Annotated in this window: 15 protein-coding genes; 5 read left to right on the forward strand and 10 right to left on the reverse strand. The window is 58.8% G+C overall.

Features of this window, described 5'->3' with window-relative positions; genetic code table 11:
• Positions 1 to 16 precede the first annotated feature (16 nt).
• The 3 genes from CFBP4996_RS12125 to CFBP4996_RS12135 all read right to left on the reverse strand — a co-directional run bounded on the left by CFBP4996_RS12125 (position 17) and on the right by CFBP4996_RS12135 (position 4,784).
• Entirely contained in the window at positions 17 to 523 is a 507-nt protein-coding gene (locus tag CFBP4996_RS12125) for a GNAT family N-acetyltransferase (RefSeq protein ID WP_080815633.1), read from the reverse strand.
• Positions 524 to 739: 216 nt separating this feature from the next.
• Entirely contained in the window at positions 740 to 2,560 is a 1,821-nt protein-coding gene (gene typA / locus CFBP4996_RS12130) for a translational GTPase TypA (protein WP_003523483.1), read from the reverse strand.
• Between the two features lie 163 nt (positions 2,561 to 2,723).
• Positions 2,724 to 4,784 (reverse strand): M3 family metallopeptidase, encoded by a 2,061-nt coding sequence (locus tag CFBP4996_RS12135; RefSeq protein WP_080853016.1) that lies wholly within the window; start codon positions 4,782 to 4,784, stop codon positions 2,724 to 2,726.
• Between the two features lie 207 nt (positions 4,785 to 4,991).
• Between CFBP4996_RS12135 and CFBP4996_RS12140 the strand changes: the two genes are divergently transcribed.
• From CFBP4996_RS12140 to CFBP4996_RS12150, 3 genes are read left to right on the forward strand one after another with little or no spacing between them, the layout of a single operon-like run.
• Positions 4,992 to 5,195, forward strand: a complete 204-nt coding sequence (locus tag CFBP4996_RS12140; RefSeq protein WP_137396220.1) for a hypothetical protein — start codon at positions 4,992 to 4,994, stop codon at positions 5,193 to 5,195.
• Positions 5,153 to 5,611: a MarR family winged helix-turn-helix transcriptional regulator gene (locus tag CFBP4996_RS12145; RefSeq protein WP_020813564.1), complete on the forward strand. Its 459-nt coding sequence runs from the start codon at positions 5,153 to 5,155 to the stop codon at positions 5,609 to 5,611. Before CFBP4996_RS12140 ends, CFBP4996_RS12145 begins: the two co-directional genes overlap by 43 nt.
• 5 nt (positions 5,612 to 5,616) lie before the next feature.
• Positions 5,617 to 6,813, forward strand: coding sequence for a multidrug effflux MFS transporter (locus CFBP4996_RS12150; RefSeq protein ID WP_170988552.1), 1,197 nt, complete (start codon positions 5,617 to 5,619; stop codon positions 6,811 to 6,813).
• Positions 6,814 to 6,867: 54 nt separating this feature from the next.
• Here CFBP4996_RS12150 and CFBP4996_RS12155 read toward each other — a convergent pair whose 3' ends face one another.
• A complete protein-coding gene (locus CFBP4996_RS12155) occupies positions 6,868 to 8,091 on the reverse strand; it encodes an argininosuccinate synthase (RefSeq protein WP_003523477.1) in 1,224 nt (407 codons plus the stop codon).
• Positions 8,092 to 8,423: 332 nt separating this feature from the next.
• On the opposite strand from CFBP4996_RS12155, the gene CFBP4996_RS12160 reads away from it, so the two are divergent.
• Positions 8,424 to 9,278: an SDR family NAD(P)-dependent oxidoreductase gene (locus CFBP4996_RS12160; RefSeq protein WP_080853305.1), complete on the forward strand. Its 855-nt coding sequence runs from the start codon at positions 8,424 to 8,426 to the stop codon at positions 9,276 to 9,278.
• Between the two features lie 128 nt (positions 9,279 to 9,406).
• Positions 9,407 to 10,054: a LysE family translocator gene (locus tag CFBP4996_RS12165; RefSeq protein ID WP_080853015.1), complete on the forward strand. Its 648-nt coding sequence runs from the start codon at positions 9,407 to 9,409 to the stop codon at positions 10,052 to 10,054.
• Positions 10,055 to 10,093: 39 nt separating this feature from the next.
• Here the strand turns inward: CFBP4996_RS12165 and CFBP4996_RS12170 are convergent, their stop codons facing one another.
• From CFBP4996_RS12170 to CFBP4996_RS12195, 6 genes are all read right to left on the reverse strand, one after another.
• A complete protein-coding gene (locus CFBP4996_RS12170; RefSeq protein ID WP_065656934.1) occupies positions 10,094 to 10,888 on the reverse strand; it encodes an ABC transporter ATP-binding protein in 795 nt (264 codons plus the stop codon).
• The gene (locus CFBP4996_RS12175) at positions 10,885 to 11,766 is read right to left on the reverse strand and encodes an ABC transporter permease (protein ID WP_003505036.1); all 882 of its coding nucleotides are present in this window, start codon (positions 11,764 to 11,766) and stop codon (positions 10,885 to 10,887) included. The genes CFBP4996_RS12170 and CFBP4996_RS12175 overlap by 4 nt, the downstream gene beginning before the upstream one ends.
• Positions 11,767 to 11,873: 107 nt before the next feature.
• The gene (locus CFBP4996_RS12180) at positions 11,874 to 12,827 is read right to left on the reverse strand and encodes an ABC transporter substrate-binding protein (protein WP_003523186.1); all 954 of its coding nucleotides are present in this window, start codon (positions 12,825 to 12,827) and stop codon (positions 11,874 to 11,876) included.
• 109 nt (positions 12,828 to 12,936) lie between these two features.
• Positions 12,937 to 14,109: a dual-specificity RNA methyltransferase RlmN gene (rlmN, locus tag CFBP4996_RS12185; RefSeq protein WP_080853304.1), complete on the reverse strand. Its 1,173-nt coding sequence runs from the start codon at positions 14,107 to 14,109 to the stop codon at positions 12,937 to 12,939.
• A gap of 266 nt (positions 14,110 to 14,375) precedes the next feature.
• Positions 14,376 to 14,879, reverse strand: coding sequence for an invasion associated locus B family protein (locus tag CFBP4996_RS12190; RefSeq protein ID WP_003523183.1), 504 nt, complete (start codon positions 14,877 to 14,879; stop codon positions 14,376 to 14,378).
• 296 nt (positions 14,880 to 15,175) lie between these two features.
• Positions 15,176 to 15,556, reverse strand: a complete 381-nt coding sequence (locus CFBP4996_RS12195) for a YkvA family protein (RefSeq protein WP_003523181.1) — start codon at positions 15,554 to 15,556, stop codon at positions 15,176 to 15,178.
• Positions 15,557 to 15,596: the final 40 nt, after the last annotated feature.

Here is a 15,596-nt window from a genome sequence, read left to right on the forward strand (position 1 = left end):
CACCCGGCATTGTTTGTCAGTTCCAGACGAAACCGACCTTGCGAAGCGACTTGCCGTCGAAATCTTCCATGCCTTCGGCAATATCGCGGCCACCGTGAGAGCGGAAAAAGCGGTTGGCCACATCGCTGTCTTCAAGGCACCAGACAACGATGCCGTTGCAGCCAAGCGAGGTCAGCAGTCTGCGCGCTTCCGTAAACAGCAGCGAGCCAAGCCCGATGCCCTGATATTCCGGCCGGAGATAAAGTTCGTAAATCTCGCCGTCCTGCGGCAGCCCGCGTGCCCGGCTGAGGCCCAGCGTCGCATATCCGGCGACCACACCGGCCACCTCCACCACCAGCATCGTTGCGGAGCCTTTGGTCGCCTTTTTCCACCAGATTTCCCCACGACGCTCGAGCATCTGCGTCAACGGCCTGTGCGGAATAAGCCCGGCATAGGCCTGTTGCCACGACAGACGGTGCGCCTCGGAGATGGCGCGCGCATCATGCGGTTCAGCACGGCGAACATCGATGGATAACGTTTTCATAACGCGATTCTGGCCCCGGCCACGCAAACTTACCAGTCATAAAGGTTAACGCCGGCAAGCTTACCCACAGCCTATTCATGTGGACGACCGATAAAAATTAACGCATCCTTAACCTTTGGCACAAGCACCTTTCGACTCATGCACACATAAAAACGAACGCATAAAAAAACCCGGCTCGAGGCCGGGTTCTTTCAAATTCGTAACGACAAGCCGCAATCAGACAGCGAGCTTGGCCTTTTCAAAACGCTTGCGATCGTTGGCGTCCAGGAACATCTTGCGCAGACGGATGGACTTCGGCGTCACTTCCATCAGCTCATCGTCCTGAATCCAGGAAAGAGCGCGATCGAGCGTCATGCGGATCGGCGGCGTCAGCTTCACGGCTTCATCCTTGCCGGCAGCGCGGATGTTGGTCAGCTGCTTGCCCTTCAGCACGTTCACTTCGAGATCGTTATCGCGAGAGTGAATACCGATGATCATACCGGCATAGACCTTTTCACCCGGCTCGATGATCATCGGGCCGCGATCTTCCAGGTTGAACATGGCATAAGCGACAGCTTCGCCCGAACCGTTCGACAGCAGAACGCCGTTCACGCGGCCGGCAATCTGGCCCTTGAAGGGCTGATAGTCGTGGAACAGACGGTTCATGATCGCCGTGCCGCGCGTGTCGGTCAAAAGTTCCGACTGGTAGCCGATCAGGCCACGGGTCGGCGCATAGAACTTCAGACGAACGCGATTGCCGCCGGAAGGACGAAGCTCGGCCATTTCAGCCTTGCGCTCGGACATCTTCTGAACGACGACGCCGGAATGTTCTTCATCGACGTCGATCACAACTTCTTCGATCGGCTCCAGCAGGGTGCCGTTCTCATCCTTGTGCATGACGACGCGCGGACGCGAAACGGCAAGCTCGAAGCCTTCGCGACGCATGGTTTCGATCAGAACCGCCAGCTGCAATTCGCCACGGCCGGAAACGAAGAACGAATCCTTGCCTTCGGCTTCTTCGATCTTCAGCGCAACGTTGCCTTCGGCTTCCTTGAACAGACGGTCACGGATAACGCGGCTCGTGACCTTGTCGCCTTCGGTACCAGCCAGCGGGCTGTCGTTGACGATGAACGACATGGTAACGGTCGGCGGGTCGATCGGCTGCGCGGTCATCGCCTCGGTGACGGAGGGGTCACAGAAGGTGTCGGCAACAGTTCCCTTGGAGAGGCCTGCAATGGCGACGATGTCACCTGCATGGGCTTCCTCAATCGACGTGCGCTCAATGCCGCGGAATGCGAGGATCTTGGAGATACGGCCGTTTTCAATAACCTTGCCGTCCTGGCCGAGAACCTTCACCGCCTGGTTCGGCTTGATGGAGCCAGAAGCGATGCGGCCGGTGATGATGCGGCCGAGGAAGTTGTTGGCTTCAAGGATGGTGCCGATCAGGCGGAACGGACCTTCTTCAACCTTGGGCTCCGGAACATGTTCGAGAACCAGATCGAGCAGCGGCGCAAGACCCTGATCCTTCGGGCCTTCCGGGTTGACGTTCATCCAGCCGTCACGGCCGGAACCGTAGAGGATCGGGAAGTCGAGCTGCTCGTCGGTGGCGTCGAGGTTTGCGAAGAGGTCGAAGACTTCGTTGATGACTTCTTCGTGGCGGCCATCCGGACGGTCGATCTTGTTGATCGCGACGATCGGGCGAAGACCGACCTTCAGCGCCTTGCTGACCACAAACTTGGTCTGCGGCATCGGGCCTTCCGAGCTATCGACCAGAACGATTGCGCCATCCACCATCGACAGGATACGCTCGACTTCACCGCCGAAGTCGGCGTGGCCGGGGGTGTCGACGATGTTGATGCGGACACCCTTCCACTCCACCGAAGTCGCCTTGGCGAGAATGGTGATGCCACGTTCCTTTTCGAGATCGTTGCTATCCATCACGCGCTCGGCGACACGCTGGTTGTCGCGGAACGAGCCGGACTGCTTCAGAAGCTCGTCCACGAGCGTCGTTTTTCCATGGTCAACGTGCGCGATGATCGCGATGTTGCGAAGTGCCATTGTTCAAAATCTCTGAGGTTGGGCGCTATATTGATGAGAAACGCCAATTTAGTTTGGCGCGCTCATAACCTTTTTTTTGCAAATGCGAAAGGGGGGGCCTTGTCATAAGGCCCCTGCACTCAGGTTCTAGCTCAGAAATATGACAGTCTTTTATACCGGACCCTTATACCAGACCACGCTTCAAAAGCATGGCGTCCGGGCTTGGCATCTTGCCACGAAAAGCAAGATATGCCTCCTCCGGATCGATGGAACCGCCGACGGAATAGATATTGTCTTTCAACTTGCGCGCCATTTCGCCATCGAAGGGATTGCCGGTTTCCTCGAAGGCCGAAAAGGCATCGGCATCCAGAACTTCCGACCACATGTAGGAATAATAGCCGGCCGAATATCCATCGCCGGAGAAAACGTGCTGGAAATGCGGGGTCGCATGCCGCATGACGATAGACTTCGGCATATTCAGGGTGGAGAGCACCTCACCCTGCACGACCATCGGATCGCTCACGTTTTCCCGCGTGTGGAACGCCATGTCGACAATCGCCGAAGAAGTGAATTCCACCGTGCTGAAACCGGCATTGAAGGTCTGCGCGGCCAGAACCTTGTCCAGCAGCGCCTTCGGCATCGGCGCGCCTGTGTCATAATGCAGGGCGTATTTTTCCAGAATTTCCGGCACCGTCAGCCAATGTTCGTAAAGCTGCGACGGCAATTCGACGAAATCGCGCGAGACGCCCGTTCCGGAAACAGAAGGGTAAGTAACATTCGACAACATGCCATGCAGCGCGTGGCCGAATTCGTGAAACAGCGTGCGCGCATCGTCGAGCGAAAGCAGCGCCGGTTTGCCTTCAGCCGGTTTGGCGAAATTGCAGACATTGTAGATGATAGGGATTTCTCCGACCGTGCCGTTCTTCAAGGGCAGCTTGTGCTGCGACTGGAAAGAGCTCATCCATGCGCCGGAGCGCTTGGAGGGACGGGCGAAATAATCGCCGAGGAACATGGCCTTCAGATCGCCCTTTTCATCGCGGATTTCGAAAACCCGCACATCCGGGTGATAGGCGGCAATGCCTTTGACTTCTACCGCCCGAATCCCGAACAAGCGCTCGGCCACATCGAAGCAGGCCTCGATGATCTTTTCGAGCTGCAGATAGGGCTTCAACTCCGCCTCGGAGAAGCTGAATTTCCGTGCCCGCAACTTTTCGGCATAATGCCGCCAGTCCCAGGGCAGCACTTCGTGATTCCTGCCCTCCTCGGCGATGATGGCGGCCAGTTCGGCCTCTTCCTCGCCCGCACGGCGCACGGCCTTTTCCCAGACCTGCCTTAAAAGGCCGTTCACGGCATCGGGCGTCTTCGCCATCGTGTCATCAAGCTTGTAGGCGGCGAAATTCGCGTAACCGAGAAGCTTTGACTTTTCCTCGCGCAGTTCGAGCGTGCGGTGGACGATATCGCGATTGTCGGTCTCGCTGCCATTCTCGCCGCGCGCCACCCAGGCCCTGAAGGCCTGTTCGCGCAGATCGCGGCGTTCGGAAAAGGTCAGGAAAGGCTCGATGATGGAACGGGAAAGGGTGACGGCAAATTTGCCGTCCTCGCCATGCTCACGGGCCGCGCCCGCCATCGCGTCGCGAAGAAAACCGGGAATACCGGCAAGTTCCTCTTCTGTGGAAAGCAGAAGCTTCCAGTTCTTTTCATCCGCCAGCACATTCTGCCCGAATTTCGCACCGAGACCCGCAAGCTCCTCATTGATCGACGCCAGCCGTTCCTGCCGGTCCTTCGGCAGCTTGGCGCCGGAACGCACGAAACCCTTCCAGTGCCGCTCGAGAACGCGGCTCTCCTCACCCGTCAGCCCAAGCGTTCCGCGCTTTTCCCACAATGTATCGATGCGCTTGAACAGCGCTTCGTTCATGCCGATCTTCGAATAGTGTCGCGACAGTTTCGGTGCGATCTCCCGCTCCAGCGCCTGGATCACACCATTCGTATTGGCGCCTGCCCTGTTCCAGAATAGCGCCGAAATGCGCGAAAGATCGTCTCCGGCGATTTCGAGCGCGGTCACGGTGTTTTCGAAGCTCGGGCTCTCAGCATTACCGGCAATCGCATCGATTTCCTGTTCGTGGAACAGAAGGGCGGTATCGAAGGCCGGAGCGAAATCCTCATCCCTGACCGCATCGAATTTCGGCAGACCATTGTGGCCGTTCCAGTCAACGAGTGCGGGATAAAGCGCGGTCTTGGATGGCATTTCATCTTCCTTGTACAATTCCGGTTTAAGCCCATATGGGCACGCCTCCACCGGCAATTCAATGCCGGACTTTGGTGTGAGGAAGATTGGTTGCGACCTGATTTTTGCTTTTGCCTCAACTACCGGCACAGACGCCGGATACCGATGGCGGGTGACCTATGTAAGGGACTTGACCGACGATATGGACTGGCTGAAATAAAACGCGGGATGTCCGACCTTCTTTGCTTTGGCGTAACAATCGTCGATTATGTTGCCGACCGTAACGCAATCGAACTGACACATACTTTACTCGATTTTCAACAATATGATTTATGCGCCATTGATTATCGCCGGGATTTTAGTAAGGCTGACTTACGAAAAGGCGAAGCATGGGCACTAAACGCGAAAAAGACTCGTTGGCATTTTTACTGAACAGCGGCGCACGCCTGCTGAACAGTGCGTTTGAGCGCCGAATTTCTGAAGCCGGATTGGGCCTGACGCCCGGCGAAGCGCGCGCATTGCTGACGGTTGCCGTCGTTGATGGCAGCAAACAGTCGGATATCGCCGCCCGGCTCGGCATTGAGCCGATGACGATCTGCGCCTATCTCGACAAGCTGCAATCTCTCGATCTCATCGAACGCCAGCAGGACCCGCAGGACAGGCGCTCCAAGCGCATCGTGCTGACAAAAAACTCCACCGACATGCTGGAAGCCGTGCGCCAGGAAATCGATGAACTCGTGCGTCACGCCACGCAGGGCCTGAATGAAGAGGAGGTCGCGCTTTTCCGCAGCTTCCTGCAGACCCTTCGCAACAATCTCCAGCCGGAACAGCCGGGCCAGAGCTGCTGATCGCAATGTCGCCAGAAACGATCATGTCCAGAAAGCGCACGGCCATACTCGGTGCGTTGCTGACGGCGCTGGCGCCGATTTCCATGGCGATCTACACACCAGCCATGCCGGAACTGACGCGGGTTTTCTCCACCACGGAATCCGCCGTCAAACTCAGCCTCTCGCTTTATTTCGCCGGTTTCGCCATGGCGCAACTGCTCGCCGGCCCGGCATCCGATGCCTTCGGTCGGCGAAAGGCGAGCCTCGTTTTCCTCTCCATCTTTTTGGGCGGTGGACTGCTGGCGATCTTCGCCCCAACAATTGAAGTGCTGCTCTTCGCCCGGCTTGTTCAGGGCATTGGCGCCTCCGTCGGCATGACGGTCGCGCGCGCCATCGTGCGCGATCAATTCACGGGCGCCGAAGCCTCCAGCATCATGAACCTCATTGGCATCATGCTGGCCGTTGGCCCAGCCATGGGCCCGACCATCGGCGGGCTTTCGCTTGCGGCTTTCGGGTGGCAATCGGTATTTTTCCTCATGGCCGGCCTCGGGGCCATCGCCATCTTCTCCGTCGTGGTCTTCCTGCGCGAGACGACGAGCCCGGACAAGAACCTTATCCGCCCGCGCCGCCTCCTGTCGGCCTATGGGACATTGCTCACCGAGCCGCGTTTTCTTCTGGCCGCACTGGTGCTCGGCGGTTCCATCGGCGCGCTTTATGCGCAGGCGACCATGCTGACCTTCATCCTCATCAACAAGGTCGGTATGACACCCACCGCCTTCGGCATCGGCATGCTGATGCAGACCGGCGCTTATTTCTTCGGCTCCATCGCCCTGCGTTATATCGCACCGCGGCTGGGTGACCGCCGTTCGGTCGTCCTCGGCCTCTGTTTTTCGGGAACAGGCGGTCTCCTCATCCTGCTGTCGGTGTTCCTGATACCGCCATCCTTTCTTTCGATCATGGGACCCGTGGCGGTCGCAACGGTCGGCATCGCCTTGTTGACGCCATCCATGGTGACGGCGGCCCTCGCACCATTCCCACATATTGCCGGCTCGGCATCGGCGATGATGGGCTTCATTCAGATGGGGTCGGGGTTTGCGGGCGGTGCTGCAGCCTCGCTTATCGGTTCGCCTTTGACCGGCTTCGGCATCATCATTCCCTTGATGGAATTCACCGCAATCGCCAGCTACATCGGCTTCCGCATCGTCTCCAGACGAGAGACATGAAAAAACCCGCCGGCGTCGCCGCCAGCGGGTTTCATTATTTCCATTCCAGCAGAATTACTTGCTGATATTGCGCTTTGCGAGCGTGCGAAGACGCAGCGCGTTGAGCTTGATGAAGCCTGCCGCATCTTTCTGGTCATAAGCGCCGTGGTCGTCCTCGAAGGTCACCAGCGCGTCGGAATAGAGCGACTTGGCGCTCTCGCGGCCGGTTACCATGACATTGCCCTTGTAGAGCTTCAGCGTCACTTCGCCTTCCACATGTTCCTGGCTCTTGTCGATCAGGGCCTGCAGCATTTCGCGCTCTGGCGAGAACCAGAAGCCGTAATAGATAAGCTCGGCGTAACGCGGCATCAGCTCGTCCTTGAGGTGGGCTGCACCCCGGTCAAGCGTGATGGATTCGATGGCGCGATGCGCGGCAAGCAGGATGGTGCCGCCGGGCGTCTCGTAAACGCCGCGCGACTTCATGCCGACGAAGCGGTTCTCGACCAGATCGAGACGGCCGATGCCATTTTCGCGGCCATAGTTGTTCAGCGTCGCAAGAAGCGTCGCGGGCGACATTTCGACGCCGTTGATGGAGCAGGCATCGCCCTTGCGGAAACCGACCTTGATGACGGTTGCCTTGTCGGGCGCGGCTTCCGGGGAAATGGTGCGCATATGCACATATTCCGGTGCTTCCTGTGCCGGGTCTTCCAGAACCTTGCCCTCGGAAGAGGAGTGCAGCAGGTTGGCGTCGACCGAGAAAGGCGCTTCGCCCTTCTTGTCCTTGGCAACCGGAATCTGGTGCTGTTCAGCGAAGTTCAAGAGGTCGGTACGGCTCTTGAACGTCCAGTCGCGCCAGGGAGCGATGATCTTGATATCCGGGTTCAGCGCATAGGCCGAAAGCTCGAAACGGACCTGGTCGTTGCCCTTGCCGGTGGCGCCATGGGCAATGGCGTCGGCGCCGGTCTTCTTGGCGATTTCGATCAGGTGCTTGGAAATCAGCGGACGGGCAATGGAGGTGCCGAGCAGATAGACGCCTTCATAAACGGCGTTGGCGCGGAACATCGGGAACACGAAATCACGCACGAACTCTTCGCGAACGTCCTCGATGAAGATTTCCTTGATGCCCAGCATCTCGGCCTTCTTGCGCGCCGGCTCAAGTTCTTCGCCCTGCCCGAGATCGGCGGTGAAAGTCACCACCTCCGCGCCGAGTTCCGTCTGAAGCCATTTCAGGATGATCGAGGTGTCGAGGCCGCCGGAATAGGCGAGAACGACTTTCTTAACGTCTTTCGGAAGTGCCATAGTGATGTCCATCTGCATGATGACGGCATTGGGACACCGTCATTTCCTTGGGATTTCGGCACTTTTACAGTGCAACCCGAAATGTGTGAAGCGCTTTTCCGTGAGATAAGCGACAAAACAATTGATGGGCGGGTACGACAGCGGGCGATGACCAGGCGCATCGATGGGAACGAAGCAATCGATGGGAACGAAGCAATTGTCACATGCATTATGAAAATTCGCGCTTTATCATAAGCGGCGCGATCGACTTGAAGACCGTGAATGAAGCCAGTGAGGTTCAGGCAACGTTGCAAACCGCTGGAAACAGCCGAAACGACGCGAAGGAGAAACCTATGACGACCATCCACCCCGCATTCAAGGAAGATAATGTCGCTGTCATCACCGGTGCGGCATCCGGCATCGGACTTGCCGCCGCCCGCAAATTCGCCGGTTTCGGCATGAGTGTCGTGCTCGTCGATCTCGACGGCGACAGGCTTGCCGCAGCCCATGCGGATATTCTGGCCATCGCCAAGGACGGCGAAGCGCAGATCGTCGCCATCCCGACCGACATATCCAAACTCGATGAACTGGAGGCGCTGGAGCGCGCCGTGATCCAGCGTTTCGGACGCGTCCACGTTTTGATGAACAATGCCGGTATCCAGCCCGGCAGCGCCATTTTCGGCCCGCAGGCCAATTGGGAAAAAATCATCAACGTCAATCTGATGGGCGTCGTGAACGGCAGCCGTGTTTTCGGCCAGGGCATGATCGCCCATGGCGAGCCGGCGCTCATCATCAATACCGGCTCGAAACAGGGCATCACCACACCTCCCGGCGATCCCGCCTACAACGTCTCGAAGTCCGGCGTCAAAACCTTCACGGAAGCGCTTCAGCACGAATTGCGCAATATTCCGAACAGTGCGGTTTCCGCCCATCTGCTGATCCCCGGTTACGTCTTCACCGGCCTCACCGCCCATGGCAGAACGGAAAAGCCGGAAGGCGCATGGACCGGCGAACAGACCGTCGACTTCATGGTCGAAAGTATCGGCCGGGGCGATTTCTACATTCTCTGCCCGGATGGCGAGGTGGACCGCCCGACGGATGAAAAGCGCATTCTCTGGGCGGCCTATGACATCGTCCAGAACCGCCCACCGCTGTCGCGCTGGCACACGGAATATTCCGCCGCCTTCACCAGCTTCCTGAAAAACTGAATGTACCGGGCCGCCGCGATGTAACCGTTGCGGCGGCTTTTCGCGCCGATGCATTGGCGCTCAAAAACATTGGCAGAAGCGCGAAATCACGTTAAGCACGGCAACCTCCAGATTTTACGGGTGCCGCGATGGATTTCGTTCCAGGCCTGCCAACATTGATCGCCTTCACCATCGCCATTCTGCTTCTGGCGGTGACGCCGGGGCCTGACATGACGCTGTGGATCAGCCGCTCTCTGCGCGAGGGCCGGACGGCGGGTTTCATGACGCTTTTGGGAACCAATATCGGCATTACCGTGCACACGATGCTCGTCGCCTTCGGCGTCGCCGCCCTTATCGTCGCCTCGCCGACGGCTTTCATGATCCTGAAGACCGGCGGGGCCGCCTATCTGGTCTGGCTCGCCATTCAGGCGATCCGCAAGGGCTCGGATTTCGTGATGGTGAAAAGCACCGGCGAAAAAGCGCAGTCCTCCCTGAAATCGGCGCTGTTGAACGGCATCTGGGTCAACCTGCTGAACCCGAAGATCATCATCTTTTTCATGACCTTCCTGCCGCAATTCGTCAGCGCATCCGACCCGCATGTAACCGGCAAGCTGATCTTCCTCGGCATCTGGTCGATCATCGCCGCGCTGCCGATCGGCATCGGCATCGTGATCGCCGCAGATGTTCTTTCAGCCTGGCTGCAACGCAACCGGAAAATTCTGCGCGGACTGGATTATACGATCGCCGGCGTCTTTTCGCTTTTCGCCGTCAAGATTTTCTTCACGCAGGCGCGCTGACGGCAAACAAAAAAGGCGCCTTACGGCGCCTTTTTATAATCAACCGATCAGCAACTCATCATCGTCGAGCTTCTGGCCGCGTATCTTGCGGAACATGTCGATCAGGTCCTCGACCTCGAGATCCTTGCGGCTATCGCCGGAGACGTCGAGCACGATCTCACCGGCATGCAGCATGATCGTACGGGTGCCATAATCCAGCGCCTGACGCATGGAATGGGTGACCATCAGCGTCGTCAGCTTGCGCTCCGACACGACCTTGCGGGTCAGCTCCATCACGAATTCGGCCATGCCGGGATCGAGAGCAGCCGTATGTTCATCGAGCAGCAGCACATCCGAGCCGGACAGCGTCGCCATAACGAGCGAGACCGCCTGCCTCTGGCCGCCGGACAGAAGGTCCATGCGGTCCTTCAGACGATTTTCCAGCCCGAGATTGAGCGAAGCGATGCGCTCCTTGAAGAAATCCCGACGGCCGCGCCCAAGCGCCGGCAGAAGGCCGCGACGCTCGCCGCGCGACGCCGCCAGCGCCAGATTTTCCTCGATGGTGAGCGCGCCGCAGCTACCCGCCAGCGGGTCCTGAAACACGCGCGCCACCCGCCCAGCCCGGCTGGCGGTCGGTTTGCGGGTAACATCGGCGCCGCCGATCATCACCTTGCCCGCCGTCGGCAGGACATCGCCCGCCAATACGCCGAGCAGCGTAGATTTGCCGGCGCCATTGGAACCGATGACGGTGACGAAGGAGCCATCGTCGATGGTGAGATCGATCTTGGAGAGCGCCTGCTTCTGCAGCGGCGTGCCGCGCCCGAAGACGACCTGGATATCGGAAAGAGAAATCACGATGTTGCTCCCCCGCGACGCAGTCGGGGCAGGATCAATGCGATTGCCACCAATACCGCCGTTACGAAATTGAGATCGGATGCCTTGAGACCCAGCACATCGCTCGACAAAGCGAGCTGGATGGCGAGACGATAGGCGATGGAGCCGAAGACGCAGCCGATCAGCGCGATCAGAATGCCGCGCGCACCGAAAAGTGTTTCGCCGATGATGACGGCGGCAAGGCCGACGACGATAGTGCCGACACCGGAGGTCACATCCGCAAAGCCGTTGGTCTGCGCAAACAGCGCACCGCCGAGAGCGACCAGCGCATTCGAAAGCGCCATGCCGAGGTAGATCTGGTTGCCGGTCTTCACGCCCTGTGCCCGCGCCATCCGGGCATTGGCGCCCGTCGCGCGCATGGCAAGGCCCGCATCGCTTTCAAGGAAACGCCAGACGAGGATGACCGCGATCAACACCAGTGCACCGACGAAGAGCGGCCGCACCAGATATTCCGACAGGCCGAGGCCGTAGAACGGCGAAATCATCGTATCCTGATTGAGCAGCGCCACATTCGGCTTTCCCATCACGCGCAGATTGACGGAAAACAGCGCGATCATCGTCAGGATCGAGGCAAGCAGGTTGAGGATCTTGAAACGAACGTTGAGCGTCGCGGTCACGATCCCGGCGGCGGCACCGGCTACCATCGCAATCGCCGTCGCAACCCAGGCATTCAGACCGGCGATGATCAGCACGGCAGCCACGGCGGCGCCGAGCGGAAACGAACCGTCCACGGTCAGGTCAGGAAAATCAAGCACCCGGAAAGCGAGATAAACGCCGATCGCCACGAAAGCGAAGACCAGTCCCAGCTCCACGGCACCCCAGAAGGCGATTTGGCTCACGGTAATGTCCTTGTTATTGCCGCCATCAGGCGGAGACGGGCACCGTCTCGTGCCACGTAAAACGGGCGGCGAATTTGCCGCCGCCCGTTATTCAGTCTGGTTTCGGTTCAGTCGATGACCTTGGTGGCGCGCTTGGTGATGCTTTCCGGGAAGGTGACGCCAGCTTTTTCGGCGGCCTTCTTGTTGATCACCAGATCAGTGCCGACAGCAACGGTTGCCGGAATATCGCCCGGCTTTTCACCCTTGAGGATGCGGACAACCACGGCGCCGGTCTGCTTGCCAACGTCGAAATAGTTGAAGCCGAGGGCAGCAACCGCACCGCGGGCGACGGAATCCGTATCGGCGGCGTAAAGCGGGATCTTGGCTTCGGATGCAACACCGGCAGCCGCTTCGAAGGCCGAAACGATGGTGTTGTCGGTCGGAACGTAGATCACATCGGCCTTGCCGACCAGCGCGCGGGTTGCGCCCTGCACTTCTGCGGACTTGGTGGCGACGGATTCAACAACCTTGAGACCCGCCTTCTCGGCTTCAGCCTTCAAGAGGGCCAGCGTCGAAACGGAGTTGGCCTCGGCCGAATTGTAGATGAAGCCGATCGACTTGGCGTTCGGGGAAATTTCCTTGATGAGCGCCAGATGTTCGCCAACCGGCAGCATGTCGGAAAGGCCGGTCACGTTGCGGCCGGGCTTTTGCATGTCCTTGACGAGCTGTGCGCCGACCGGATCGGAAACCGCCGTAAAGACGACCGGAATGTCGCGCGTGGCGGCAACGACGGCCTGTGCGGACGGCGTGGAGATCGGCACGATGACGTTCGGCGCATCGCCCACGAACTGGCGCGCGATCTGCGCCGCGGTGCCGGGATTGCCCTGCGCGGACTCATAAAGGAACTTGAGGTTCTCGCCTTCCTTGTAACCGGCTTCGGCAAGTGCGGCCTTGACACCATCACGGGCGGCATCGAGCGCCGGATGTTCGACGATGGCGGTGACGGCAACAGTGACGTTTTCAGCCTTGGCCGGCAGAACGAGGGCGCTCGCGGCAGCGAGAGCCAGAATGAATGCGCGCATGGATATCCTCCTGTTGGTTCCCTGTTTTCGTCTTCTTAGGAACAAGACAGCCCGAAATCAATCGGAGAACCGCTGCAAAACAAGCTTTCAGGCGGCAATTGCGGCTTATTCAGTCATCCGCGCCATGGTTGGCGATCATCATCGCCTCGAAAGCCAGCCTTTCGGTCTTGCGCATGCGCTCCGATTCCGACTTCAGCTGGCCGCAGGCGGCGAGAATATCGCGGCCGCGCGGCGTGCGGATCGGCGAGGCATAACCGGCCTGATTGATGAAATCGGCGAACTTCTCGATCTGCGCCCAGTCCGAGCACTGATAGTTCGTACCCGGCCATGGGTTGAACGGAATGAGGTTGATCTTGGCCGGAACGCCCTTCAGAAGCTGCACCAGCATCTTGGCGTCTTCCAGACTGTCATTCACATCCTTCAGCATCACATATTCGAAGGTGATGCGGCGGGCATTGGAAAGGCCCGGATATTTGCGGCAGGCCTCGATCAGTTCCTTCAGCGGATATTTCTTGTTGATCGGCACCAGCATGTCGCGCAGCTCGTCACGCACCGCATGCAGCGAAATCGCCAGCATGACGCCGATCTCATCACCGGTGCGGAAGATTTCCGGCACAACACCCGAGGTGGAGAGCGTGACGCGACGCTTGGAGAGCGACAGGCCGTCGCCATCGGTGGCAATCAGAAGCGCGGTCTTCACATGCTCGAAATTATAGAGCGGCTCGCCCATGCCCATCATCACGATGTTGGAAACCTTGCGGCCTTCGCTCGGTACATAAGCGCCAACCGGCGTCGAACCATCGGGAAAATCACCGAGCCGATCACGGGCCAGCAGAAGCTGAGAGAGAATTTCCTCAGCCGTCAGGTTGCGCACGAGGCGCTGGGTGCCGGTGTGACAGAAGGAACAGGTCAGCGAACAGCCCACCTGGCTCGAAATGCACAGCGTGCCACGACCCTCTTCGGGAATATAAACCGTCTCGATTTCGACCGGACGTCCCGCACCGCGCGGCGGGAACCGCATCAGCCACTTGCGGGTACCGTCATTGGATATCTGCTCCTCGACGATTTCCGGACGGGCGATGGTGAAGGCCGCCTTCAGCTTCTCGCGAAGCTCCTTGGCGACATTGGTCATATTGTCGAAATCGGAGACGCCGCGCACATAAAGCCAGTTCCACAACTGGCTGACGCGCATCTTCACCTGCTTCTGCGGCACGCCGATCTCGGCCAGCGCCTCACCTATGTCCTCACGCGTCAGGCCGATCAGCGACGGCTTGCCGGACATCAGATCGCTATTGGCGATCAGCGGGGTTTTGACTGCCAGGCCCGCAGGGGCTTGCATTACGGACATTACGCTATCCCACCATTCCATGCATCGCACGACCAGCCTTTCGGATAGGCGGAAAATCGTCTGCATGTCGAGAAAATCAAAGGCGGAGCACTTTTCGCGCATCCGCCTGTCAATGTTGCCGCGCCTTTAGCATCAAACAAGCAAAAACGCAAATGGCCGGTCAATGACCGGCCATTGTCGAATGCGATAAAGCGTCAGGGTTACTTGCAGCTCTCGATCTGCTTGAGAGCCGCCGAAATACCCGACAGCGAATAGGAATAGGAGGTCGCGGTGCCACGGCCGGAAACTGCCTTGACGGTCATCGACTTGCCGCCTTTCATGGCGGCGACGAGTGCCGGCTCTTCAGCGGCGTTTTCAACCCAGGCGGCCTTGTCCTTGGTGAACATGACGAAGTTCTTGTTGTCGATCGTCACATTGACCTTGGAGCCCTGCTTCAGCGGATAACCCACCATGGCCTGCGGCTCATAGGAAATGTTCTGGCCCGGACGCTGCGAGACGATGAAGAAGATATCGCCGTGATCGACGCTTGCCGGTTCCTTGGCGGTCGGAATGGAAAGAACGTAGCAGACGGTGCTGTTGCCCGATTTGTACGAATAGGCACCCCATGCATTGAACTGCTGGATGCGCGTGGGCGACTGTGCAGATGCTACGCCGACGCTGGTCAGCAAAATGGCCGCTGCGGTTGCTACACTTCTTACAAACATAGAATTTCCTGCCGGGTTATTGTCTTCCATTGGCCCGAAGCATCGGCGAGCCCAGTTTCTGGATCGGCCACGTTCAGGTGCGGATCGTCTTTTCTCATTGTGGTCGGGAAGCGGTTACCAAACCGTCAACAACACGCATAAAATGCCGGAAACGTCTTGCGGTGTTACAGATTGGCGACTCCCGACGCCCTGAGGAGAAGGGCGCGAAACACCCTTCCTCCGTGTGTATGACACATAAATTCAGGCAAGAATTTGTCGCCCGTCGGGCTCACCCGAACAGGCAGATCACAGAGGCGTTACCCGGCTTCCTGCTGCCGTTTCAGCATGGCGTCAGCCGCCTCGTAGTGCTCCATCTTGATATGGGCGCGGATCATGGCGAGCGCCGCCGTGATGACGGCAATATCGTCGGTGAATCCGATAACGGCCAGCACATCCGGCACGGCATCCATCGGCATGATGAAATAGGCGAGCGCCGCCAGAATGATACCCTTGGCGCGCAGCGGCGTATCGCGATCGATCGCGCAATAATAGGCAGCCGCGGCATCGCGTGCGAAAGGCACCTTCGACATCACACGCTTCAGCTTGGGCCAGAATTTCGCCCGCACCACAGTCTCGCGCTCCTGCTGCCTGTCGGTTTCACCCGGCAGAAGAATTTCACCGATTTTCACATCATCCATGATCGACGGTCCTCCGGTCACGGCTATTATATGGGATTTA

The organism is Agrobacterium leguminum (assembly GCF_005144435.2).
GTDB lineage: Bacteria > Pseudomonadota > Alphaproteobacteria > Rhizobiales > Rhizobiaceae > Agrobacterium > Agrobacterium leguminum.

Coding starts and splice junctions, on each gene's coding strand:
- CFBP4996_RS12135 (WP_080853016.1), bottom strand. CDS start 4,784: ATGCCATCCAAGACCGCGCTTTATCCCGCACTCGTTGACTGGAACGGC.
- CFBP4996_RS12140 (WP_137396220.1), top strand. CDS start 4,992: ATGTCCGACCTTCTTTGCTTTGGCGTAACAATCGTCGATTATGTTGCC.
- CFBP4996_RS12165 (WP_080853015.1), top strand. CDS start 9,407: ATGGATTTCGTTCCAGGCCTGCCAACATTGATCGCCTTCACCATCGCC.
- CFBP4996_RS12150 (WP_170988552.1), top strand. CDS start 5,617: ATGTCGCCAGAAACGATCATGTCCAGAAAGCGCACGGCCATACTCGGT.
- typA (WP_003523483.1), bottom strand. CDS start 2,560: ATGGCACTTCGCAACATCGCGATCATCGCGCACGTTGACCATGGAAAA.
- CFBP4996_RS12125 (WP_080815633.1), bottom strand. CDS start 523: ATGAAAACGTTATCCATCGATGTTCGCCGTGCTGAACCGCATGATGCG.
- CFBP4996_RS12155 (WP_003523477.1), bottom strand. CDS start 8,091: ATGGCACTTCCGAAAGACGTTAAGAAAGTCGTTCTCGCCTATTCCGGC.
- CFBP4996_RS12195 (WP_003523181.1), bottom strand. CDS start 15,556: ATGGATGATGTGAAAATCGGTGAAATTCTTCTGCCGGGTGAAACCGAC.
- rlmN (WP_080853304.1), bottom strand. CDS start 14,109: ATGTCCGGCAAGCCGTCGCTGATCGGCCTGACGCGTGAGGACATAGGT.
- CFBP4996_RS12160 (WP_080853305.1), top strand. CDS start 8,424: ATGACGACCATCCACCCCGCATTCAAGGAAGATAATGTCGCTGTCATC.
- CFBP4996_RS12145 (WP_020813564.1), top strand. CDS start 5,153: ATGGGCACTAAACGCGAAAAAGACTCGTTGGCATTTTTACTGAACAGC.
- CFBP4996_RS12190 (WP_003523183.1), bottom strand. CDS start 14,879: ATGTTTGTAAGAAGTGTAGCAACCGCAGCGGCCATTTTGCTGACCAGC.
- CFBP4996_RS12180 (WP_003523186.1), bottom strand. CDS start 12,827: ATGCGCGCATTCATTCTGGCTCTCGCTGCCGCGAGCGCCCTCGTTCTG.